Consider the following 22,845-nt stretch of genomic DNA (forward strand, 5'->3'; position numbering starts at 1 on the left):
AAATGAAATACCTTATCGGACTAGCTTTTATCGCATCAATAACCAGTATAATTTGTGGTTATGTTATGGATGTAGATTATGCACAAAAACTAATAGGCTTTGGTGTTTTAGGGTTGTTTTTTGTGGTAATCCCTTTGTTTACCTACCATAGATGGAAAGATAGAGATGCTAAAGAATATATGTTAACTAAAGAAAAAATAGAAGACATGCGTAAAAAAGAAGGAGATAGACGAAAATTGTAACTAATTCAAATTACGTTTTTCAATAAAAAAACGCTTCAATAATTTAGACGCTTCTTCAGCTAAAATTCCACCTTCCATTTTTGTTTTTGGATGTAGTTTTGTTTTTAGATGTATACAACCACGCTCTTCGTCTCTTGCTGCATACACTATTTTAGAAATCTGACTCCAATATAAAGCTCCAGCACACATTTGGCAAGGTTCTAAAGTCACATAAAGCGTACAATCTTTTAAATATTTTCCGCCTAAATAATTAGCAGCAGCAGTAATAGCTTGCATTTCAGCATGTGCAGTTACATCATTTAGCAACTCGGTTAAATTATGTGCTCTTGCAATAATTTTATCTTTAATTACTATTACTGCACCAACAGGAACTTCGCCTTTATCAAACGCTTCTTCAGCTTCCTGAAGTGCTTTTTTCATAAAATAAGTATCATCGTAAGGGTTTATCATAGTTTCAAACATACAAATAAAAAGGAAAAATCTTATATTTGATTATAACTTATAATTTAATTCAATGAAAATCAAACTATTATTAGCAGGAATCGCTTTCGCTTTAGTCTCTTGCGCTGGAACACCAGAAGAAGAAGCAGCTAAACGTTTTTGTGATTGTTCTGGAGACATTACAGAAATGATGACAAAAATGAAAGAAGATCCAGCATCAATGGATATGGCAGCATACCAAAAGGCAATGGAAGACTTTAAAACTTGTGTTGATCCTGATGGTGAAATGGAAAAAATGGAGGAAGCTATGTCTGCTGAAGAGAGAAAGGCACATGGTGAAAAAATGCAAGGCTTAGTAAGAGCGTCTTGTCCTGATGTTGCAAAAGCAATGGGAATGGATAAATAGTTTTTTATTAAATCTATTAAAAAGGAAATATCTTCATTGAAGATATTTCCTTTTTTTGTTTAACACCAAATATTGATTTATAAATTAACTATTCGGCAAGACTTTTGATGCCTATTAAAAAAGATTTATAATATGGCAAATTATTATTCTATTAAAATCCCTGAACCATGTCACGAAGGTTGGGATACAATGACACCAAAAGATAAAGGTCGCTTTTGTGGATCTTGTAACAAAACAGTAGTTGATTTTACTAAAATGGACAACTATCAAATTCAGGATTATTTACAGGACAATAAAGGTCAACGCATTTGTGGACATATTAAACAAACGCAATTAGACTCAATAAACCTTAGAATTCCTTTAAACCTAATTCAACAAAATCATAACGTTTATAAATCTTTCTTTTTTGCTGTTATGATTGTTATGGGAACTTCCTTGTTTAGTTGTTCTTCTAAAAATGGTAAGCCTCAAAAAATAGATAGTATAGAGGTTATTGATACTACAAAAAATGAAGTAATAGATGTTTTAGGAATGATTGCTCCTCCTCCAAATAAACCAGATAGCCTTCAAAAGAAAAAAGCAGTTTGCAAACCACCTAAAATACATCCACCAAATCCTGAGGTTGAAGGAATGATGATTATAGAAACTACTGGAGAAATTATAACAGTTCCTGATCCAATAAAAATAGACTCATTAAAGATAGATGAACCTATAGATATAATGGGAGATATCATTTTTGAAGAAGACCTACCTACCGAACCGTATCCAATTCATTTTGTAGACCAACTCCCTAAATTTAAAAACACTCCTCAAAATTTATCAAAAGAGGAAGAAAAGAAATATTTTCAATCTAAATTTAGTGATTTTGTTAAAGCTAATTTTGAAACATCAAAATTTAAAAACTTAGGGATAAAAGGTACACAACGAATATTTGTGCTTTTTGAAATTGAAAAAACAGGACAAATTACAATCAAAAAGATTAGAGCACCTCATCATTCATTGGAAAATGAAGCTAAACGTGTTTTTGAAAAACTACCAAAATTTATTCCAGCAAAACATGATGGAAAACAAGTTGCAGTAACTAATTCTTTACCAATAATTTTTAATGCTGAAGACTAATAAAAACTTGTATTTTTGCTAAGTGCAAAACAAACTTTTACATACCATTGATAATGCAAAACAACTTCGTCTTTTAAAACAAGACGACTTACCTATTCTTGCAAAAGAATTACGTGACTTTATAATCAATATTGTAGCCACTAAAGAAGGACACTTAGGTGCAAGTCTTGGTGTTGTCGAGTTAACCATAGCATTACATTATATATTTAACACACCAAAAGATCAATTAATTTGGGATGTTGGACACCAAGCTTATGGACATAAAATATTAACAGGTAGACGCGACACATTTGTCACCAATAGACAATTTGGTGGTTTAAGTGGCTTTCCCAACAGATTAGAAAGTGAGTTTGATACATTTGGTGTTGGACACTCCTCTACATCTATTTCTGCAGCTTTAGGTATGGCAATTGCAAGTCAACTTAAAGGAGATTTAAGCACACAACATATTGCTGTAATTGGAGATGCTTCTATTGCAAGCGGAATGGCATTTGAAGGCTTAAATCATGCAGGAGTTACTAATGCTAATTTATTAGTTATTTTAAATGATAACGCTATTGGAATTGACCCAAGTGTTGGTGCACTTAAACAGTATTTAACTAACGTCAAAAAAGGCACAGAAAAACAAGATAATATATTTGAAGCCTTAAACTTTGAGTATTCTGGTCCAATAGATGGTCATGATTTATCACTTTTAATTTCTGAATTAAAACGTTTACAAAACGTAAAAGGTCCAAAATTTTTACATGTTATTACAACTAAAGGTAAAGGTTTACGTCAAGCAGAAGAACAACAAGTAACCTATCATGCTCCAGGAAAGTTTAATAAAGATACAGGAGAATTGATTGCTAAATCTGATTCTATCCAACAACCTCCAAAATATCAGGATGTTTTTGGACATACTATTGTGGAGCTTGCAAAACAAAACGATAAAATTATAGGTATTACACCTGCAATGCCAACTGGAAGCTCGTTAAAATATATGATGGAGCAACTTCCAAATCGTGCTTTTGATGTTGGTATTGCAGAGCAACATGCAGTAACTTTTGCTGCAGGATTAGCAACTCAAGGTATGATTCCATTTTGTAATATATATTCTACATTTTTACAACGTGCATATGATCAAATTATTCATGATGTTGCTTTACAAAACTTACCTGTTATTTTCTGTTTAGATAGAGCTGGTTTAGTTGGAGAAGATGGAGCAACACACCATGGTGTTTATGATTTGGCTTACCTACGTTGTATTCCAAACCTTATCATTTTTGCGCCTAGAAATGAGATAGAATTACGTAATATCATGTATACTGCTCAACTTGGAATTAAACATCCAATCGCTATTAGATATCCACGTGGAAGAGGTGTTATAACAGATTGGAAACAACCATTTTTTAAAATTGAAATTGGTAAAGGTGAACAATTAAAAAAAGGAAAAAATATTGCTATTTTATCTATTGGAAGTATCGCAAAAAATGTTACAGATGCTTTAAATTTAGTTGAAGATGATTCTAATTTTTCGCACTATGATATGTGTTTTGTCAAACCTTTGGATGTAACAATGCTTCACGATATATTTAAAATGCATAAAACAATTGTCACTATTGAAGACGCCTCTATAAAAGGTGGATTTGGAAGTGCAGTTACAGAATTTTCAGCAGAACACAACTACAAAAACACTTTGATTTTAAAAGGGATTCCTGACCAATTTATAGAACACGGAACTGTTTTAGAGTTACAGCAATCTATTAAGCTAGATCCTAAAAATTTGAGTGTGTTTCTAAAAAAAATGACAGACTAAATAATTAGTCTGCCATTTTAAATTATAAATTACTGTATTATTAGTTTGTACTAAATGTCCAAACTTGTCCTATTGTTTTTACTCCATTATTATCTTTAGTATCCACTCTCCAATAATAGGTCGTTGCTGCTACAGTAGTAACATCAAAAGTAGAAGTTGCATGATTTGTTTGTAATAAAACTGGTGTTGCAGTATCTCCAAAATATACATCATAAGTTAATGTGTCATTAGTATCTACATCACTTCCAGTCCAATCTAATGTTGTTGTTCCAGCGTTTACAATTGCTTCAGAAGCAGGAGCATTTATTGTTGCTGCAAAAGGTGCATAATTTGATATACCATCACCTTCTGTATAAAAAGCATAAGTTAGGGATGGTTCAGACTCGTCTTCACCATCTAAAGCAACAACATTCCAATAGTAAGCTGTACCTGTTTGTAAAACTACAGTTCTATTACTAGCTGTGGTTGTTAATTGTTCTACAATGTTTGTTAAGTTTCTGTCTAATGATATAGTTAATCTATAAGTAATAGAGTCTCCATCTGCATCAGTGGAATTTGACCATAGAAAATTTATTGTATTATCAATACAAAGTAAATCAGAACTTGGATAGGTTAATTGTCCTACAGCAGTAGGAGCTGTATTAGGTGTTGTAGTACCAGAACCTCCACCTGCATCATCACTACTACATGAGATAGTTAAGATAAAGGCAAAAGCAATTATAGGTAATAGTTTTATTGTCTTAATCATGTTTTTAGTTTTTTATAATTTTAATTACTTCTGGTGTATCTAAATTCAACTTAATAAAATATAACCCTGAATTTAAATTTTCAAAAGGAACCTCTAAGTAGTTAAAGTTATTTCTTCTATAATTTTGGTTTAAAACTAATTTTCCATTAACATCAAAAACTTGTACTAAAATTTCTGATTGTGTAATAGTAATTGGAAGTGTGATTTTAAGGTTATTAATAACTGGATTTGGGCTTACAATAATATTAAATGCATTTTCAATTGATGTTTTAAACGTTCCTTCACAAGCTTTAGATGTTTTGATTTCTAATTCACCTGAACCAATAATATTTAATTCAAAAATTGGATTGCTAGTTATTTTTATAATTTGATTATTGAATAATACCGTAAAAGGAGCAGTACCTCTGCTTACATCTACTGAAGTTGTATTAGTATCTTCATTATTTGTAATTTGCAAATCAATAACCTCAGCAGCATCTATGTTAATCTCAAAACATTGCTCGTAAGATGTTCCGTCTACAGACACACAAACTGTATATGAACCTATAGCTAAATTTTCAATAGCAACTGAGTTTCCTGTTGTTATTTGTTCTGTAATATTTATACCATTACCTATTATATTTACTGTATAATCAACATAAGTTTCTGTTACATTAACAATGACTTGACCGTTATTTTCTCCTTCACAAGTTTCAGAAATTATTTCTAAAGAAATATTGTCAGTGTTTAAATAACTAGTATCACATGCGTCTCCTATTCCATTTCCGTTTGTATCTACCTGACCTGCATTTGCAACATCTAAACAATTATCTACATCATCAAAAATTCCATCTCCATCTGTGTCTTGACAAACATCTCCAACATTATCATTATTAACATCCAACTGATCAACATTTGAAACTGTTGGACAATTATCATTTATATCTAAAATTCCGTCGTTATCTGTATCCTGACAAGCATCACCAATACCATTACCATCAGTATCTGCTTGATCTGCATTTGATACACTTAAACAATTATCCACATCATTTGTAATTCCATCTCCATCATCATCACCACTTGGATCAATCTTAAATTCTCCAGAAAAAATACCTCTACCATAAGTTGCAGCAAAGACCATATTATCATCTCTTAAATCTAAATCTGTAACCTTTACATTAGACATACCATTAAAGGCTTGATTCCAACTAGGACTTGCGTCAGAAAAATTATTTGTAAACCAAACTCCAAGTTCTGTTCCTATTATAACTTCATTAGGGTTTAATGGGTTTTGTAAAATTGCTTTAACTGGCATATCAGGTAAATCACCTTCTTTTTCTTGCCAAATAGCTCCTCCATCATTTGTATACCATATACTTTGCACACCATAATTATGGATTGTTAAGAAAATTTCATTTTCTGAAGCTCCAAATTCTATATCAGAAATACTTCCCACAATAATATTAGATAAATCCAACTCATTAAAAGTAGGTGTTGGTCCATTTGCATTTTCAATTTTAAAAACATCTCCTAAAACTGTTCCTACTAAAAGCGTAGATGACGATGTTGTATAAGTTGAAACTGTAAAAGCTGTTGGAGTACTATCCATTTCTGGATCTGTAATATTTGTTCCTTGGACAGTTGCTTGAGCTTTAATACCTGAATATCTCCTAATTATACTATTACCACCAGATGAATAATTAGAATATAATATGTCTAAATTAGAATCTAATGCTTGTGGGTTAATAAATGCACCATTAGAGTCACTTTCATTATTAATTGTAATATTTAAATTATTATTTAAATTAAATAAGTTGACCCCAGAATTATAAACATAATTCCTAATAAAATATCTGTCTGTACCATCTTGGTCAAAAAATGTATAAGCACCATCTCCACCATAAGCTTCGACAGTAGGTGAGGTTACATTAGGGTTAGCATTTTGAAACAATTGTGTTCCGTTATCTTGTAATCCACCTGCAAAATAATCTCCTGTAAACGCTGTAGTTGGTCCGACACCAACAGTATAAAATTGCGATGTATTAAAGTCATTGTTTCTTGCTTCTGTTATTACACCTCCATTATTTGAATAGTATACACCTCCATCATTACCAAATGCCATGATGGTTGAAGATCCATTAGCAAAAGTCATAGCGTGTTGATCTGCATGTACTTCTTGATAACCAAAACCACCATACCAGTGTGTAAATTGATTCCATGATGTTCCTGCGTTTAGCGATTTAAATAAATCTATTCCTCCAGCATATACAGTTTGATCATTGTTTGGATCTACTTCTAACATTAAATCGTAAAATGCTTGACCTCTAGTAAAGTCATTTGCATCTATACCTGTATCTGCATCATTTGGTAATGCCATAGATGTACTTGTTACAAATCCATCATTAGTTTTTTCCATTATTACTGGTGAAGTTCCTCCTTGAGCCAATACAAAAACTACATTTGGGTTTGTAGAAGATACAGCTATTTGTGTTCTACTAGCATCAGGCACACTTCGCGCTAATTGAAAAATAACACCATCGCTTGAACGAAAAACTTGTCCTCCTCCATCTCCATAAACCCTACTATTAGTGGTTGACAACCAAAGGTTATTATCTGCACCAATCTCTATATCATTAGGACTATGTTTAAATCCATTATCAGTTAAAGGTAATGTAACTTCATTCCAGTTAGTTCCATTATCAGTAGATTTGTATAATCCAAATTCTGGTCCTCCCAAATAAGTCGTTGCATTTGCTGCACCATAAACTCCATCACCAGCTGCTACATAAACTTCAGAAACACCTGCATTATTTCTTATTTTTATATCATTTACATGCTGAATTCCAGGTACTAAATTACCAGTAAAAGTTCCAGAAGCTGGGTTTAAAGATCCTACTAAAGTCTCTGATGCTAAAGCAGCTTCTAGTATGTCTCCATCTGCTTTAGAAATCATAACAGATGGTATAGTAATAGTAGCGTCTGTTCCTCCCATTGGGATTGGTTGTCCATCAACATTATTCATCATAATAACTCCTACTGCACCAGCATTTTGAGCATTTTTCACTTTAACTGTAAAATTACAATTAGCTCTTCTAATTAAAGCAATATTTCCAGCAACTGATGCTCCATTTGTTAATGGAGAACAACCTTCTGTAGGGTTTGATGTACTATCGTCAACTAATACTATATTTCCTGAAATTACATCTGTAATTTCAGGTCCAAAAGCTGTGGTTGGAAATGACAAATAATCTCCAGCAATTCCAGAAGGAGGATTTACGGTTATATTAGATGCAGATTCAAAAGTAGTTGGTCCAATTATACCTCCAAACACATTAGCCCAAGTGTCGCCTGCATCTTCAGATTTCCAGACACCATCTCCATTTACATCTCCTCCTACATATGACTCTCCAGTACCTAAGTAAAAAACATTAGTGTTGTTTGGATCATAAGTAATACAACTAACTGCTAAATTTTCAGGAATATTAACTCTTGTCCATTTAGAATTTGAATTTGATATATTAGTATTTTTCCATAGTCCTCCACTAACTCCACCAGCAAAAAGTGTTTCGTTAGATGCATCATTTGGGTCAAACATAATTGCTCTTGTTCTTCCTCCTACATTATTTGGTCCTCTTTCAATCCAACTATTGTCAATTGCATCTCCAGGGACTCTAGCTGATGCTAAAAAAGCTTGTCTTTTTTGCTCTTGACTAGCTCTAATCTGTTTAAGGTTTTCTGATGTTGGTCGTCCTAAAACAGGATTCATGGTTAACTCCCATTCTTCCTCATAGTATTTATTAGGTGTTAATCCTGCTGCCTTTCTTTCTGACTTACTTAATTTAAGTACTTCTTTAAATGGGCTTTTTTCAAGGTTATTTTTATGTACAATTCTAATACTTTTTTCTTCAGGATTGTTTACATCCCATTTATTTGAGAAAATAAATAATGCAGCTAAAATTAAAACGCAAGACGTTAAGAATATAATTTTCTTCTTCATGTTATTTTTTTAATTTTTTAAAAATATTTATTTTTATTGTGAAATCTGCAATTTTAGTGTTAAAAACAAAACACTTTTTATCAAAACCTATTACAAACTAAACCCCTTTATTATTTTATATTGAATAATAGCTTGGCTATCAGACAACAAAGACACATAGTGACAGACATTTAACAACCTTATATATAAACTATCTGTGTTTAGGTCTATAGTTGAAGGTAAACCTTTCAAAATTAGTTTATCATAATTAGAAATTTCAACAGAATGGTTATTCTTAACTGCATTACTATACGTGCTTAATAAAGTGTTTAATACTTCATAACCTGCAATTTCTTTATCTACAACTTCTTTAGATTGATATATTTTTTCAACACTTAGTTTAATTATATCATTTATTTGTGCTTCATATTTACTTTTATCCAATAGACCAACACTAAATTCACCTTTTAAAATAGCCTCTTCATTATCCATAAAAATGGCTACTGCTTCATTAATTAAGGTGTTAATTGCTAATGCACGCAGATAACTTACTCTGTCTTTTGTATTTGTTAGTTGGTGATATTTTTCTGTATTTATGTTATTTCTTACTAAGTTAATTAAATACTCTAAAGCATATTCTTCACCAATTAAACCTAAATTAATACCATCTTCAAAATCAATAATGGTATAACAAATATCATCTGCTGCTTCAACCAAAAATGCTAATGGATGTCTAGAATAACTTACATCTTTATCATTACCTCTTTTAACCAATCCTAATTCGTTTGCTACGTCTTGGAATGCTTCTTTTTCTGTTTGAAAAAATCCATATTTCTTATCTACAATATCTTTGGTTGGCTTTTTAGGTAACGACTCTTTAGGGTATTTTGTAAATGCTCCTAAGGTTGCATAACTTAATCTTAATCCTCCTTCGCGTCCAGCTCTACTTTGGGTTACTATTTTAAACCCATTTGCATTACCTTCAAAATCGCATAAATCTTGATATTCTTTATCAGACAGTTGGCTTTTATATTGTTTTCCACTTCCTGAGATAAAAAACTCTCCAATTGCTTTTTCTCCAGAATGTCCAAAAGGTGGATTACCTATATCATGCGCTAAAGCTGCTGACGCTACAATAGCTCCAAAATCATTTGCCAAATAACCATGAATACTTTGCAAATGCGGATGCTTTTCTAATATTTTTTGACCAACTTTTCTCCCTAAACTTCGACCTACTACACTAACTTCCAAGCTATGTGTTAATCTTGTATGCACAAAGTCTGTCTTTGATAATGGGATGACCTGAGTTTTATCCTGAAGACTTCTAAACTCTGAAGAAAATATTACACGATCATAATCTACCTCAAAGCCTAAACGAGTTTCGTCTTGTTCTTTTCTTAATCTTTTATTGGTGTCTCCAAAACGTTTTAAAGAGAGTAATTGTTCCCAGTTCATAGTTATAATTTAATGGTTATGCAATATAAGTATTTGATTAATAAAGTATAGAATAAATCTAATGTTAACTTAATGTTTAGAGAAGATTAAATTAATCTAATCCCTTAACATTAACCTAACTTTTTAGTGACCAACTAGTAATCCTAAGTTAACCTTGACTTTACAATATGAAGGTTTCTTTGCATCAAGAATTTTAATAGTCAAAATGAAAAAATTTACTTCCCTAGTTTTTACTTTATTTAGTATCATAACTTTCGCACAAACTGGTTCGGTTTCTGGAACTTTAACTGACAAAGAGTTTAATGACGAACCATTAGCTTTTGCTAACATTTTAATACAAGGTACATCTACTGGAACTACAACAGATTTTGATGGACAATACACATTTACAGATTTAGAAGCTGGAACTTATAATATAGAATATAGTTTTGTTGGATACCAAACTCAAAATTTACCTGTTGTTGTTGAAGCTGGAAAAAACACAGTTATTGATGTAGTTATGTCTGCAAGTGCAGCAGCTTTAGATGAAGTTGTATTAGAAACAGTAACTACAAAACGAGAAAGTGAAACTGCTTTATTATTAGATCAGAAAAAAGCTGTAGAAATCAAACAAAGTATTGGTGCAGAAGAATTATCTAGAAAAGGGGTTAGCGATGCAGCAGGTGCAGTCGCTAAGATCTCTGGTGTTTCTAAACAAGAAGGATCTAGTAATGTTTATGTACGTGGACTTGGTGATAGGTATCTAAATACTACAATGAATGGACTATCTCTTCCATCTAACGATGTTAATAAAAAGAACATAGATTTAAATTTATTCTCTTCGGATATTATCCAAAATGTATCAATAAGCAAAGCATATGCTGCTCAGTTTTATGGAGATTTTGCTGCTGGAAATGTAGATATAACTTCTAAAGAACATAAAGGTGGAGCATTTGTAAATGCGTTTTCTGGAACAGGCTTTAATACCAATGCAATCGACAAAAATTTTGTTAGAAGTGAAGGTACGGGTTACTTTGGTTATTATGGAAGATATGAGCATAACCCATTTGCAATTGTTTTATCACATGGTGTAGATCCTGAAAATGTAAGTACACCAATAAATGTAGCATATGGAGCTTCAGGTGGTAGTTCTTTTAATTTTAAAGATGATTCGCGTTTAAGCTTCTTTTTAACAGCAGGTTTTGAAAACAACTACGAGTATAGAGAAGGAAAATCTGTAGATTTTTCTACAGTAGAGAAAAAAGCTTTTGAAGCTTCTGAAGAATACGAATACTCAACAACTACAACTGCTATGGCTAATTTATATTACAAAATAAATAGCGATAACAAACTTAGTTTTAATTCGCTTTTTATAAATAGCTCATCTGACGAAGTTGGTTATTATGGAACTGACGGTAATGGTAGAAACAGAGATGCTATCTTAAATACGGATTCAGGGTTTTACCAACAAAATATTCAGTTTGATCAAACAAGAATGTATGTTAATCAACTGGTAGGAAATCATAAATCTGGTAATTTTGAGTTAGATTGGGGATTTGGTTACAATAAAGTATTTTCTGACCAACCAGACAGAAAGCGTTTTAGTGCAGAAAACTACAACTACGCATTAGATAACGACCCAAATACAAATCCTACTTTTTATAGTAATGTAGTTTTTGACAACCAACGTTATTTTCAAAAAATTGAAGACGATGAGTATAATGGTCGTATTAATTTAGCTTATGAAGCTAATGACAAGCTAAAATTTAACATTGGATACAATGGTCGTAACAAAACAAGAGAATTTAGCAATATAAGATATGGTTATGATATTGTTGATGGTGATTATCAAATTACAGATATAAACAACCTTAATTCTTTTTTCAACCTTGATAACTTATTACTTAGTAGTAACACTTCTGGTTTGTATGAAATTAAAGTACTAAAACCTAACCCTTCATTATCAAATACTAACAGACCTGGTTTAAACGAAAACATATATAATGGTAAATTAAACATTTACTCTGGATATGCTGATGCAGAAATTACTGCTGGAGAAAAATGGTTATTTGTTCCTGGAATTAGAGTTGAAAGTTTTGAACAAAACATCGCTTACGATGTCATTAACTTAGGAAACAATGGAGTAGATTCTAAAACATCTAAAGAGACTTTTATCCTACCAAGTTTAAATATTAAATACGCCTTAACAGAAGATCAAAATCTTCGTTTTTCTGCTAGTAAAACGGTATCTACACCAGAATTTAAAGAAATAGCACCTTTTGTTTATGAAGACGTGTCAACACGTATTGGTGGTAATCCAGATGTACTTGGATATTCAGATATCTTAAATATAGATTTAAAATACGAATGGTTTTTCAGTAAAAGCGAAATAGTATCAATTGGTGTATTTACTAAACAAATTGACAACCCAATTAACTTAGTTGTTGTAGGTGATGCAACAGGAACACAACGTTATGTTAGAACAGGTGATCAAGCTACAATTTATGGTTTTGAAGCCGAATTAAGAAAAAACATCTTAACAGATGATGATGACAATACTAATCTATCGTTTGGTATTAATGCAACCTACATGAATACTAAACAAGATTTATATCAAAACATCGATGGTACTTTTGATTTAGCATTCAATAAAAGTGAAGACGAATTACAAGGCGCTTCTCCTTTAATTTTAAATGCAGATATAAGCTATTCTCCAACTTTTGAAAACTACAAACCAGTTGCCAACTTAGTATTCTCTTATTTCTCAGATAGGATTGATGCTTTAGGTTCTGGTGACTTAGGAAACATTGTTGAAAAAAGTGTACCAACTTTAGACTTTGTTTGGAAAAACACAATTAACGATAATTTCGAAATCAATTTTAGTGCTAAAAACCTTTTAAATCCAACAATACAATATGTAAGAGAAGACCAAAATCAAGGTGATGTCTTAGTTGTATCTGCAAATGGTAAAGGCGTAACAGACTATAAACGAGGATTAAATTTAGGATTACAACTTAAATATAAATTTTAATAAAACAACACATCTAAAAAACTAAAACAATGAAAAAACAATTAATCTTAGGTTTAGCATTAGTATCAATGTTATTCTCATGTTCTACAGACGACACTTCAGAGATTATTATCAATGACAACAGTGTAACAAACAACAACTCTGGAGGTACAACAGATCCTGACACCATTTTTTTATCAGGAACATATACTGAAGATTTAACTTTAGATGCAAATAACACTTACAAGCTTAATGGGTCATTAATCATGGCTTCTGGTACAACATTGACTATTCCTGCTTGTATGACAATAGAAGCATTATCTTCTGGAGCAGATGTATATGTTGCAATATCACAAGGAGCACAAATTATCGCTAATGGTACACAAGATTGTCCAATAGTATTTACTTCTGATGCTGCAAGTCCAGAAGCTGGAGATTGGGGAGGAATTATTTTATTAGGAAAAGCACCAATAAACTCTGTAACAGGAACAAATACTGCAACTTCTGAAATTGCTAGTTTACCATATGGTGGCAACACAGCAGATGATAACTCTGGATCATTAAACTATGTTCGTGTTGAGTATTCTGGTGGTGCAGCTGATGGTCAATCAGAAAATAATGGATTCTCTTTTTATGGTGTAGGAAGCGGAACTGTTGTTAATTATATTCAGGCTTATGCTGGTAAAGATGATGGAATCGAATTTTTTGGAGGAACAGTTAATGCAAGTTACATTTCTGTAATCCATGCAGAAGACGATTCTGTGGACTGGACTGAAGGATATTCTGGAACATTAAATAATGTATATATTTCTAACAGAGCATCAGACGACAAAGCAATTGAAGCTGATGGTTATAACACAGATTTTAGTAATGCTACTGGAATTTTCTCTAAGCCAACTGTAAACAATGTAACTATTGTTGGAGAAGGTTCTGCAAACTCTTCTGAAGCAATCAGATTAAGAGCAGGAACACAAGGTCTATTTTCTAACGTACATATCACAGGTTATGCAGAAGGTTTTGATTTAGATGATACAGATACAGGAAATGGTGTAGTAAGTGACGATTTACAAGTTACTGGAGTAACATTTGTAGATGTAACAACTAAAGTAAAAAATGACACATCAGTAATTTTTACAGATGCAGACTTCTTTTCATCTGAAGGAACTGCTACAGGAACTGATTATGCTACTTGGGGAACTGGTTGGACTACTAACTAAACCTAACATGAGTTAATAAAAAAAGCCTTGCAAATTGCAAGGCTTTTTTTATTAAAATTTAAATAACTTAATTGTTAGTTGCTACAGGATTTTTAACTTCCCACTCGCTAATACTAGCAATTTTATTATTATTATAATCTACTTCTTTAAGAGTAGTTTTATTCCAATAAAACCACTTGCCGACTTTTTTACCATTATCATAATTTGCAGAAACTTGTTTTTTACCTTCTGTATCAAAACTTAACCATTCACCTTGTAATTTACCATCTGTAGTATAAGCTCCTGTTTGGCTTACAACTCCATTGTCATGATAATAAATAACTTCAATTAAATTAGTGTTCTTATTAAGTTTTAAATCTCTCTCTTGCTGAGCAAAAGAGACCACAGATATCAAAAAGGCAATCGAAACTAAAATTGTTTTCTTCATAATTATGGGTTTTAACATTATAACTCAAATATATAACTAACTTAACATTTATGCAACAATTACATAACATTAAGTTAACATTAAGCATTTAAAATGCTTATTATCAATTGTTTATGAAAAATATTTAACATTGCAATTCTTAATAATTAGATAATATTAGCATTACATTAAAATTACCTATAGTGATGATATTTGTTAATGTCTTAAGACAACACAATTAGTATTTCATATAATCTATTAGTTTTTGTCGACTACATTATTATGATTTCTAATGAGACTGCTTTTGGCCAAAGCAGTCTTTTTTTTAACAAAAAAAGACAGTAAAATAATAATTAGGAAACATTAAGTTAACATTAGAGTTGGTTATTTGCATCGACAAAAAACTAATAATTATAATGAAACTTAAACTAACTATTGCACTTTTACTGTGCTTATCATTATCTGCTAATGCTCAAGAAATTAGTGATACTTCTTTTGGAAAAGGATTAATCAATTTTACTGCTAAAGACAGTTCTTTTAGTATAAAGTTCGCACCACGTTTTCAAGTACGGTCTATGTCATCATGGGATCACAATGGTAGCCAATACGGAAGTCCAGACCACAACTTTATTGTAAGACGTGCACGTTTAAAATTTGATGGTTTTGCATATAGTCCAAAATTAAAATACAAACTAGAATTAGGTTTATCCAATAGAGATATCTCTGGCGCAAATGATTTTAACAGAAACACACCTCGTTATATTCTAGATGCTGTTATCATGTGGAATTTTGCAAAAAACTGGGAGCTATGGGCAGGACAAACTAAATTACCAGGAAATGTAGAGCGTGTAGTGTCTTCTGCAAACCTTCAACTTATAGATCGTTCTTTATTAAACAGTCGTTTTAATATTGATCGTGATTTAGGAATACAATTACGTCATAAATCAGATTTAGGAGGCAACTTTTTAATGCGTGAAAAATTTGCAGTTTCTCAAGGTGAAGGACGTAATGTTACAGAAGGAAATGAAGGTGGGTTACAATATACTGCTCGTGTAGAGTTTTTACCTTTTGGGTCATTCAAGTCTAAAGGAGATTATGTTCAAGCTGCAATAAAAAGAGAAGAAACTCCAAAACTGATGGTTGGTTTTACTTACAACTATAATCAAGATGCAGTTAGAGAACGTGGTTTTGCTGGTGATTATATGTTTAAGAGTGATGGTTCTTTATACGAAACTGACCAAACAACAATTTTTGCAGATGCAATGTTTAAATATCAAGGTTTCTCTTTTATGGGAGAATATGCTAAACGTAGTGCAGATGATGAAATTGCAACAGAAGCAGATGGCGTAACACCAACAGGAGATGTTGTTTTAACTGGTAATGCTTTAAACTTACAAGCAGGTTATATGTTTAAAAATAATTACGAAATTGCTGGACGTTTTACAACTATAGAATACGAAACAATTACAGGAAGTGCACCAACAGAGCAATACACCTTAGGAGCTTCTAAATACATCGTAGGTCATAAACTTAAAGTACAAAGTGATTTAAGTTATACTACTGTAAATGGTAATGAAGATAATATTACTTTTAGACTTGGATTTGATCTTCATTTTTAATGATTAAAAACATAACATTAGGATAACATTACAACAAGAAAACCTTAAGATATTTGCAAACTTATTTTAATTAAAAATTATGGATAATATTTATTTATTTATGTTAATTGCCATTACTGTTTTGGCAGTATTTGACATTATTGTAGGAGTTAGTAATGATGCTATTAACTTCTTAAATTCTGCAATTGGCTCTAAAGTACTATCAATGCGTACAATAATGATTGTTGCCAGTTTAGGTATTTTTATTGGAGCTGTATTCTCAAGCGGAATGATGGAAGTGGCACGTAAAAGTATCTTTGTACCTGCACAATTTGAATTTGGCGAAATAATGCTCATCTTCATGGCTGTAATGATTACAGACATTTTATTACTTGATTTCTTTAACACTTTAGGTTTACCAACCTCAACAACAGTATCAATTGTATTTAATTTATTAGGTGCAGCTGTTGTAATGGCTTTAATTAAAATAAGTGCTAACGATGCTCAAACTTTTGCCGATTTAAGCACTTACATAAATAAAGATAAAGCCTTAACCATTATTGGAGGAATCTTACTCTCTGTTTTTATAGCATTTACAGTTGGAGCACTAGTACAATGGGTTTCTAGACTAATTTTTACTTTTAACTACGAGAATAAAGTGAAAAATTTTGGAATTATTTTTTCTGGAGTAGCTTTAACAGCTATCACTTACTTTATATTCTTAAAAGGTTTAAAGGGTACACCTTATTACAAAGACTTAAAAGGTATGTTGGAAGGTAAAGAAATTTTTATCATCCTTGGTGGATTTGGTTTCTGGACATTATTATCTTTTATTTTTGAAAAACTAAGCAAAAAGACCTCATTATTAATTGTTATTGCAGTTGGTACGTTTGGTTTAGCATTAGCCTTTTCTGGTAATGATTTAGTAAACTTTATTGGAGTTCCTATGGCAGCTTACCATTCATATGAAGCATGGATTGCAGGAGGAATGGATATTGGAATGTCAATGGAGGTTTTAGACAAAAAAGTACCAGCAGAACCTTTATTACTATTTATTGCTGGTGCCATTATGGTATTAACGTTATGGTTTTCTAAAAAAGCAAAAACTGTAGCAGAAACAGAATTAAGCTTATCTAGACAAGGTGATACGCATGAAAAATTTCAACCTAACGCATTATCAAGAGCAGTTGTAAAAGGATCTTCTACATTATCTAAATATTTTGGTGCAATCGTACCTCAATCAATTCAGAAAAAAATAGGAAATAGTTTTTACAAACCTGAAGTTCTTATTACTAAAGACCAAAGTATAGATGCTCCTGCATTTGATATGATTAGAGCTTCTGTTAACTTAATGGTAGCAGGTGTATTAATTGCAATTGCTACTTCTATGAAACTACCTTTATCTACAACTTACGTAACGTTTATGGTAGCAATGGGAACCTCGTTAGCAGATCGTGCTTGGGGAGCAGAAAGCGCTGTTTACAGAGTTGCTGGTGTACTTAACGTGATTGGTGGTTGGTTTGGAACTGCTATTGGAGCTTTTGTTGCTGCTGGTACTGTGGTGTTCTTAATCAATTGGAATCCTGAAGTAATGATCCCAATACTATTATTGATCACTGCATTCTTATTATACAGAAACTATAGATCTCACAAAACCAAATCAACAAAAATAGCTGATGCAGATAGTTTAACAGAAACAGGTAGTAGATCTGTACAAGGTGTTATTCATGAAAGTGCTAGTAACATCTCTAATGTTGTAAAACGAGGAAATCGTATCTATACAAATGCAGTTAAAGGTCTTGCAAAACAAGACTTATCATTGCTTAAAAAGAACAAAAAACAGGTTGATAAATTATCTTCAGAAGTAGATAGCCTTAGGGATAACATCTTTTATTTTATTAAAAATCTAGATGAAACAAGTTTAAGAGCTAGTAACTTCTATATTAATATTTTAGGTTATTTACAGGATATGACACAGTCTTTAGAGTATATTTCTAAAGTAAGTCATAAGCACATTAACAATAACCACAAGAGTCTTAAATTTAGCCAAATTAAAGAGCTTAAAGAAGTTGATGATGCATTAGAAGCATTATTTAATGATACTAAAGAAGCGTTCGATTCTCGTTCTTTTGAACAAATTGGAGATATCTTAGGTCGTAAAAAAGAAATGTTTGATTTGGTAACTTCAAAAATTGTTAAGCAAGTCGCAAGAACAAGAACTGAAGAGTCTAGTCCAAAAAACACAACTTTATACTTTAGTTTATTATTAGAAACTAAAGATTTACTAACTGCTACTATGAATTTATTAGAAGAGTATTACAGTTCTTTTGATAGTGATGTAGAGCCAGCAACTATTACTGAAGACTAAACTTTAGTTTTAAATGTAAAAAAAGCCATCATTTATGTGATGGCTTTTTTGTTTTATAAATATTGAGTTAATATATAACCAAGAACAGAACCAATTATAATAATCCAAATAGGGCTTGTTTTTGTTCTAAAAACCAAAAGAGTAGAAATTAAAGCAATAACAATCGCTTGCCAATCTAACAATGTTTCTTTAGCCATTATAATTAAAACAGCTAGCATTACAGCTACTGCTGCAACATTAACTGCATCTAAAAAGTAGCGTAGTATTTTAGAATTACGCATTTTTGGAATAAACGGATTCAAAATTAAAACAAATAAAAAAGAAGGTAAAAAGATACCTGTTGTTGCTGCTAAAGCACCAGAGAATCCAGAGAGTTGATACCCAATAAAAGTAGAAGTAGACAATACAGGTCCTGGTGTAAATTGCCCAACAGCAATTGCATCTATTAACTCAACTCTAGTTAACCAACCTCTTGTTACTAATTCGGCATCTAAATAGGCAAATAGCACATAACCACTACCATATAAAATCGCACCTACTTTTAAGAACACCCAAAACACATTTAATGCAGATATTTTGGTTAGTGTAAACCCAAAACCAGAAAGAAAAAACAAAGGAGAAATACTCTTTAAACTTGAAACTCTTTTCTCTTTAATGTAGAAATAAAACATTCCTAAAACTCCAGCTGTTAATAAGGCTAAAACTTCGTTTACACCTAATAGGCTTGCTACTAAAACTAAAACAGCTAAAACAGCTAATTCTATTGTTTTTACAGCCTTTTTGCCAAGCTTTAATACAGCAGAAGCAATGATTGCTAAAACTGCTGGTTTTATACCTAAAATAAAAGGAGCAACTTCTGGTAATTTTCCATACTTAACATATAAAAAAGCCAAAATTGCAGTGATTACAATTGCTGGAAAAATAAAAGCAATACCAGCTACAAAAAGTCCTTTTTTACCAGCTCTTTCATAACCACAATGCATTGTCATTTCTGTAGAATTTGGGCCAGGAATTAAATTTGTAGCACCAATTAGGTCTAAAAAATAATCTCTAGTCATCCATTTTCGTTTGCTCACAACCTCATCCTCCATCATTGCAATATGAGCTGCAGGTCCACCAAATGCAAAACAACCTAATTTAAAAAAGACAATAGCCACTTCTTTTAGTTTACTACTCATTTATTTACAGTTTATTTTCATACTTAGGCTAAGTTACTAGTTTGTATTTTTATAGTAAAATCAAATTAGTAAAAAGCATCAAAACTCAGCTTAATATTTTGTATCTTAGTACTATACCTTTTTTGTAAAAAATAAACTTCAAAAACATCTAAAAACAACTTTTAGACGTAAATACAATAACTAAAAAAACTAATACATAAAATGAAAAAAATATCCATTGTACTACTTTCTGCTGTATTGCTTTCTTCATGCGTCTCTAAAAAGAAATACGTTGCATTAGAACGACAGAATAGCGAAATAACTAGCCAATTACAAAAAACCGAAGTCGAGAAAGAAGATCTTGAAGCTAAATTTGCTAAAATTGAAGCTAGAGTTAGCGACTATAATTCTAAAATCAATAATTTGACTAGTGAAGTAGGTGTACTAACAGAAGAAAATCAAGTTAAATATGATGGTGTTGGTAACAAAGGGGTTATTTCTGAAAAAGCAAAAATTGGGATGCGTAAAACATTAAGTCGTGTAAGTCCAGATGTAATGCAATATTACACAACATTGGAAGACTCAATGAATCTTGCTTTATCTTTAAACTTAAAGCGTTTTGTTGACACGTCTGATTTAGATGAGCATGATGATATTGCAATAAGCATGGACAAGACTGTTGTTATGATCTCTATCTCTGAAAAAATGTTATTTGGTAAAGGAAGCTTTAAAATAAGCAATAAAGCAGACAAAATTTTACAAAAAGTTGCAGACTTAATAAACTCTGAGCCAAGTATAGATGTTATGATAGAAGGTCATACAGATTCTAGAAGTATTAGTAATAGCAGAGTAAAAGATAATTGGGACTTAAGTGTTTTACGTGCCACTTCTGTTGTTAGAAAATTACAAGATCAATTTGGTGTGGCACCAGAAAAATTAATTGCTTCTGGTAGAAGTAGCTACCAACCACTTACTGAAAACGAAACTGACGAAGGACGATCTAGAAATAGACGTACACGTATCATTTTACTACCAAATATTGATAAGTTTTTTGCTTTAATGGCATCAAACTAATTATCATAAAACATATAAAAAAAGCATCCATTTCTGGATGCTTTTTTTATATAACACTTATTAATAAAAGTTACTAATTACCCTTCGCAACTAGTACATTCTTTTTTCTGCTTAAATTTTTGTGCAGCATTCATACTGTGTTGGTAATACAGAGATTTAACTCCTAATTGCCATGCAGTAACATATAACTTATTAATGTCTTTTACTGGCATATCTGGATGTACCATGATGTTTAAAGACTGTCCTTGATCTATGTGGTTTTGTCTATTTGCTGCTTGATAGATTATTGTCATTTGATCTATTTCAGAATAAGTTTTAAACACATCTTTTTCTTGATCTGTAAGTCCTTCTATATGTTGTACAGAACCATCATAATCTCTAATACTCTTCCATGTATCTACTGTATTTAATCCTTTTTCTTCTAAAAGATCTACTAAAAACGGGTTTTTAATAGTCGTTTTTATTTTAGCAATATCTTTTACATAACTGTTAGACCAAATTGGCTCAATACCCTGAGATACTTGTCCTAAAATAAATGCAGATGATGTTGTTGGTGCTACAGCATTTAAAGTTGTATTACGTCTTCCGTAACCTTTTAATACTTCTGGCTCTCCAAATAATTTTGCTAATTCTTCTGATGCTTTTTTAGACTTTTCACCTATAGTTTTAAATATTTCGCTATTTAAATTAAAAGCTTCTTGACTATCAAAACCTAACATTTTAGATTGTAATAAAGAGTGCCATCCTAAAGCTCCCATTCCTAAAGCTCTGTTTTCTTTAGCAAAGTTATAGGCTTTTTCCATAAACATAAACGTCTGTCTGTCGTCTCTGTCTGGAGAGTCTCTATACACTTCTAACTTAGTTACAAACTCTTCTAATACAGCATCTAAAAAGTACACCATAGTCTCTACAGCATCAGTATCTTTCCACTTATCATAATGTAATAAGTTTATTGATGATAATACGCATACAAAAGACCACCTGTCATTAGTTGGCAACATGATTTCTGAACATAAATTACTTGCGTAAATTTCATGTTTATTTTCTTGATATACTTCTGGTGCTGCATTATTGGCGTTATCTTTAAAGAAGATGTAAGGATACCCTATTTCTCCTCTACGTTGTAATACTTTTGCCCAAATAGCTCTTTTATCTTGATCTCCATCAATCATAGCTTGCATCCAGTCGTTTCCAACAGTTACACCATGTGTTAATTCTTGAATTGGATTACCTTCTGTTCCAATTTCTAAAAACTCATTAATATCTTGATGATCTATTGGTAAATAAGGAGAAAAACGACCTCTACGTACTGAGCCTTGACTTACAACGTCAACCATTTTTTCAAACAACTGCATGATATGTACAGCTCCAGAAGACTCTCCATTATTTTTTACAGGAGCACCTCTGTGACGTAATTTACCAAAGTAACCAGAAGTACCACCTCCTAATTTTGACATCATTCCTACTTCAGATTGTGTATATAGGATATCTCCCATATCATCTGATATATGCGAACCAAAACAACTAATTGGCAGACCTCTTTTTTTACCAAAATTTGACCACACTGGAGAGGCTAAAGAGTAATAACCCTCTGCCATATATCCATAAAATTTATCAGCAAAACCATCCATTTTTAAAATAGATTCTGCACGTTCTGCTATTTCTCTTATTCTTTGCTCTGGTGTAGTATCATCAGTTAAGTAACCTGATGCTAAAAATTTACGACTATTTTCTGTTAACCATTTAATTTCTGGCTCTTTTCCAGCTTGTTTTCTGGCTTCTTTTCTAGCATTTACTAATTGGTCATAGTTTGAAGCTTTTGCTTCTTGATTTACATTTAAATCAGTGTTTTGTTTTGTTTGGTTGCTCATA

The 22,845-nt window shown here is 31.7% G+C and carries 16 protein-coding genes; 9 read left to right on the forward strand and 7 right to left on the reverse strand.

The genetic code is table 11. The annotated features are described in order from the left end of the window. The first annotated feature begins 2 nt into the window (after positions 1–2). Positions 3–242 carry a hypothetical protein gene (locus SJY17_RS01975; RefSeq protein ID WP_397363775.1) on the forward strand — a complete coding sequence of 80 codons (240 nt, stop codon included), beginning with the start codon at positions 3–5 and terminating at the stop codon, positions 240–242. On the opposite strand, the gene SJY17_RS01980 is transcribed toward SJY17_RS01975, so the two are convergent. Then, positions 243–692 (reverse strand): nucleoside deaminase, encoded by a 450-nt coding sequence (locus tag SJY17_RS01980; protein WP_397363776.1) that lies wholly within the window; start codon positions 690–692, stop codon positions 243–245. Between the two features lie 64 nt (positions 693–756). Between SJY17_RS01980 and SJY17_RS01985 the strand changes: the two genes are divergently transcribed. The 3 genes from SJY17_RS01985 to dxs all read left to right on the forward strand — a co-directional run bounded on the left by SJY17_RS01985 (position 757) and on the right by dxs (position 4,006). Further along, positions 757–1,089: a hypothetical protein gene (locus SJY17_RS01985; protein WP_397363777.1), complete on the forward strand. Its 333-nt coding sequence runs from the start codon at positions 757–759 to the stop codon at positions 1,087–1,089. A 132-nt stretch (positions 1,090–1,221) separates the two neighbouring features. After that, entirely contained in the window at positions 1,222–2,208 is a 987-nt protein-coding gene (locus tag SJY17_RS01990) for an energy transducer TonB (RefSeq protein WP_397363778.1), read from the forward strand. 22 nt (positions 2,209–2,230) lie between these two features. After that, positions 2,231–4,006 (forward strand): 1-deoxy-D-xylulose-5-phosphate synthase, encoded by a 1,776-nt coding sequence (dxs, locus tag SJY17_RS01995; RefSeq protein WP_397363779.1) that lies wholly within the window; start codon positions 2,231–2,233, stop codon positions 4,004–4,006. A gap of 40 nt (positions 4,007–4,046) precedes the next feature. Here the strand turns inward: dxs and SJY17_RS02000 are convergent, their stop codons facing one another. The 3 genes from SJY17_RS02000 to dgt all read right to left on the reverse strand — a co-directional run bounded on the left by SJY17_RS02000 (position 4,047) and on the right by dgt (position 10,164). Beyond that, positions 4,047–4,754 (reverse strand): hypothetical protein, encoded by a 708-nt coding sequence (locus SJY17_RS02000; protein WP_397363781.1) that lies wholly within the window; start codon positions 4,752–4,754, stop codon positions 4,047–4,049. Positions 4,755–4,758: 4 nt separating this feature from the next. Beyond that, the gene (locus tag SJY17_RS02005) at positions 4,759–8,730 is read right to left on the reverse strand and encodes a thrombospondin type 3 repeat-containing protein (RefSeq protein WP_397363782.1); all 3,972 of its coding nucleotides are present in this window, start codon (positions 8,728–8,730) and stop codon (positions 4,759–4,761) included. A gap of 90 nt (positions 8,731–8,820) precedes the next feature. Beyond that, a complete protein-coding gene (gene dgt / locus SJY17_RS02010; protein ID WP_397363783.1) occupies positions 8,821–10,164 on the reverse strand; it encodes a dGTP triphosphohydrolase in 1,344 nt (447 codons plus the stop codon). A 205-nt stretch (positions 10,165–10,369) separates the two neighbouring features. On the opposite strand from dgt, the gene SJY17_RS02015 reads away from it, so the two are divergent. Beyond that, positions 10,370–13,174 (forward strand): TonB-dependent receptor domain-containing protein, encoded by a 2,805-nt coding sequence (locus SJY17_RS02015; protein ID WP_397363784.1) that lies wholly within the window; start codon positions 10,370–10,372, stop codon positions 13,172–13,174. A 29-nt stretch (positions 13,175–13,203) separates the two neighbouring features. Next, a complete protein-coding gene (locus SJY17_RS02020; protein WP_397363785.1) occupies positions 13,204–14,370 on the forward strand; it encodes a multidrug transporter in 1,167 nt (388 codons plus the stop codon). A 67-nt stretch (positions 14,371–14,437) separates the two neighbouring features. Here the strand turns inward: SJY17_RS02020 and SJY17_RS02025 are convergent, their stop codons facing one another. Further along, complete coding sequence (locus SJY17_RS02025; RefSeq protein WP_397363786.1) at positions 14,438–14,797, reverse strand: toxin-antitoxin system YwqK family antitoxin; 360 nt, start codon at positions 14,795–14,797, stop codon at positions 14,438–14,440. Positions 14,798–15,192: 395 nt separating this feature from the next. Between SJY17_RS02025 and SJY17_RS02030 the strand changes: the two genes are divergently transcribed. Together SJY17_RS02030 and SJY17_RS02035 are read left to right on the forward strand one after the other, a co-directional pair. Continuing rightward, positions 15,193–16,395, forward strand: a complete 1,203-nt coding sequence (locus tag SJY17_RS02030) for a porin (RefSeq protein WP_397363787.1) — start codon at positions 15,193–15,195, stop codon at positions 16,393–16,395. 79 nt (positions 16,396–16,474) lie between these two features. Then, the gene (locus tag SJY17_RS02035) at positions 16,475–18,742 is read left to right on the forward strand and encodes an anion permease (RefSeq protein WP_397363788.1); all 2,268 of its coding nucleotides are present in this window, start codon (positions 16,475–16,477) and stop codon (positions 18,740–18,742) included. A 53-nt stretch (positions 18,743–18,795) separates the two neighbouring features. On the opposite strand, the gene chrA is transcribed toward SJY17_RS02035, so the two are convergent. Continuing rightward, positions 18,796–19,920, reverse strand: coding sequence for a chromate efflux transporter (gene chrA / locus SJY17_RS02040; RefSeq protein ID WP_397363789.1), 1,125 nt, complete (start codon positions 19,918–19,920; stop codon positions 18,796–18,798). 201 nt (positions 19,921–20,121) lie between these two features. Here chrA and SJY17_RS02045 point away from each other — a divergent pair, with 201 nt between their 5' ends. After that, positions 20,122–20,973, forward strand: coding sequence for a flagellar motor protein MotB (locus tag SJY17_RS02045; protein ID WP_397363790.1), 852 nt, complete (start codon positions 20,122–20,124; stop codon positions 20,971–20,973). A 77-nt stretch (positions 20,974–21,050) separates the two neighbouring features. Here the strand turns inward: SJY17_RS02045 and SJY17_RS02050 are convergent, their stop codons facing one another. Next, entirely contained in the window at positions 21,051–22,844 is a 1,794-nt protein-coding gene (locus tag SJY17_RS02050; protein ID WP_397363791.1) for a ribonucleoside-diphosphate reductase subunit alpha, read from the reverse strand. Between the last annotated feature and the right edge of the window lies 1 nt (position 22,845).

This window comes from Olleya sp. R77988 (assembly GCF_044594215.1).
GTDB lineage: Bacteria > Bacteroidota > Bacteroidia > Flavobacteriales > Flavobacteriaceae > Olleya.

What these genes read in the sequence shown, in the direction of transcription:
- SJY17_RS01975 (WP_397363775.1), top strand. Translation starts at nt 3, where the DNA reads ATGAAATACCTTATCGGACTAGCTTTTATCGCATCAATAACCAGTATA.
- SJY17_RS01980 (WP_397363776.1), bottom strand. Translation starts at nt 692, where the DNA reads ATGATAAACCCTTACGATGATACTTATTTTATGAAAAAAGCACTTCAG.
- SJY17_RS01985 (WP_397363777.1), top strand. Translation starts at nt 757, where the DNA reads ATGAAAATCAAACTATTATTAGCAGGAATCGCTTTCGCTTTAGTCTCT.
- SJY17_RS01990 (WP_397363778.1), top strand. Translation starts at nt 1,222, where the DNA reads ATGGCAAATTATTATTCTATTAAAATCCCTGAACCATGTCACGAAGGT.
- SJY17_RS02000 (WP_397363781.1), bottom strand. Translation starts at nt 4,754, where the DNA reads ATGATTAAGACAATAAAACTATTACCTATAATTGCTTTTGCCTTTATC.
- SJY17_RS02005 (WP_397363782.1), bottom strand. Translation starts at nt 8,730, where the DNA reads ATGAAGAAGAAAATTATATTCTTAACGTCTTGCGTTTTAATTTTAGCT.
- dgt (WP_397363783.1), bottom strand. Translation starts at nt 10,164, where the DNA reads ATGAACTGGGAACAATTACTCTCTTTAAAACGTTTTGGAGACACCAAT.
- SJY17_RS02015 (WP_397363784.1), top strand. Translation starts at nt 10,370, where the DNA reads ATGAAAAAATTTACTTCCCTAGTTTTTACTTTATTTAGTATCATAACT.
- SJY17_RS02020 (WP_397363785.1), top strand. Translation starts at nt 13,204, where the DNA reads ATGAAAAAACAATTAATCTTAGGTTTAGCATTAGTATCAATGTTATTC.
- SJY17_RS02025 (WP_397363786.1), bottom strand. Translation starts at nt 14,797, where the DNA reads ATGAAGAAAACAATTTTAGTTTCGATTGCCTTTTTGATATCTGTGGTC.
- SJY17_RS02030 (WP_397363787.1), top strand. Translation starts at nt 15,193, where the DNA reads ATGAAACTTAAACTAACTATTGCACTTTTACTGTGCTTATCATTATCT.
- SJY17_RS02035 (WP_397363788.1), top strand. Translation starts at nt 16,475, where the DNA reads ATGGATAATATTTATTTATTTATGTTAATTGCCATTACTGTTTTGGCA.
- chrA (WP_397363789.1), bottom strand. Translation starts at nt 19,920, where the DNA reads ATGAGTAGTAAACTAAAAGAAGTGGCTATTGTCTTTTTTAAATTAGGT.
- SJY17_RS02045 (WP_397363790.1), top strand. Translation starts at nt 20,122, where the DNA reads ATGAAAAAAATATCCATTGTACTACTTTCTGCTGTATTGCTTTCTTCA.
- SJY17_RS02050 (WP_397363791.1), bottom strand. Translation starts at nt 22,844, where the DNA reads ATGAGCAACCAAACAAAACAAAACACTGATTTAAATGTAAATCAAGAA.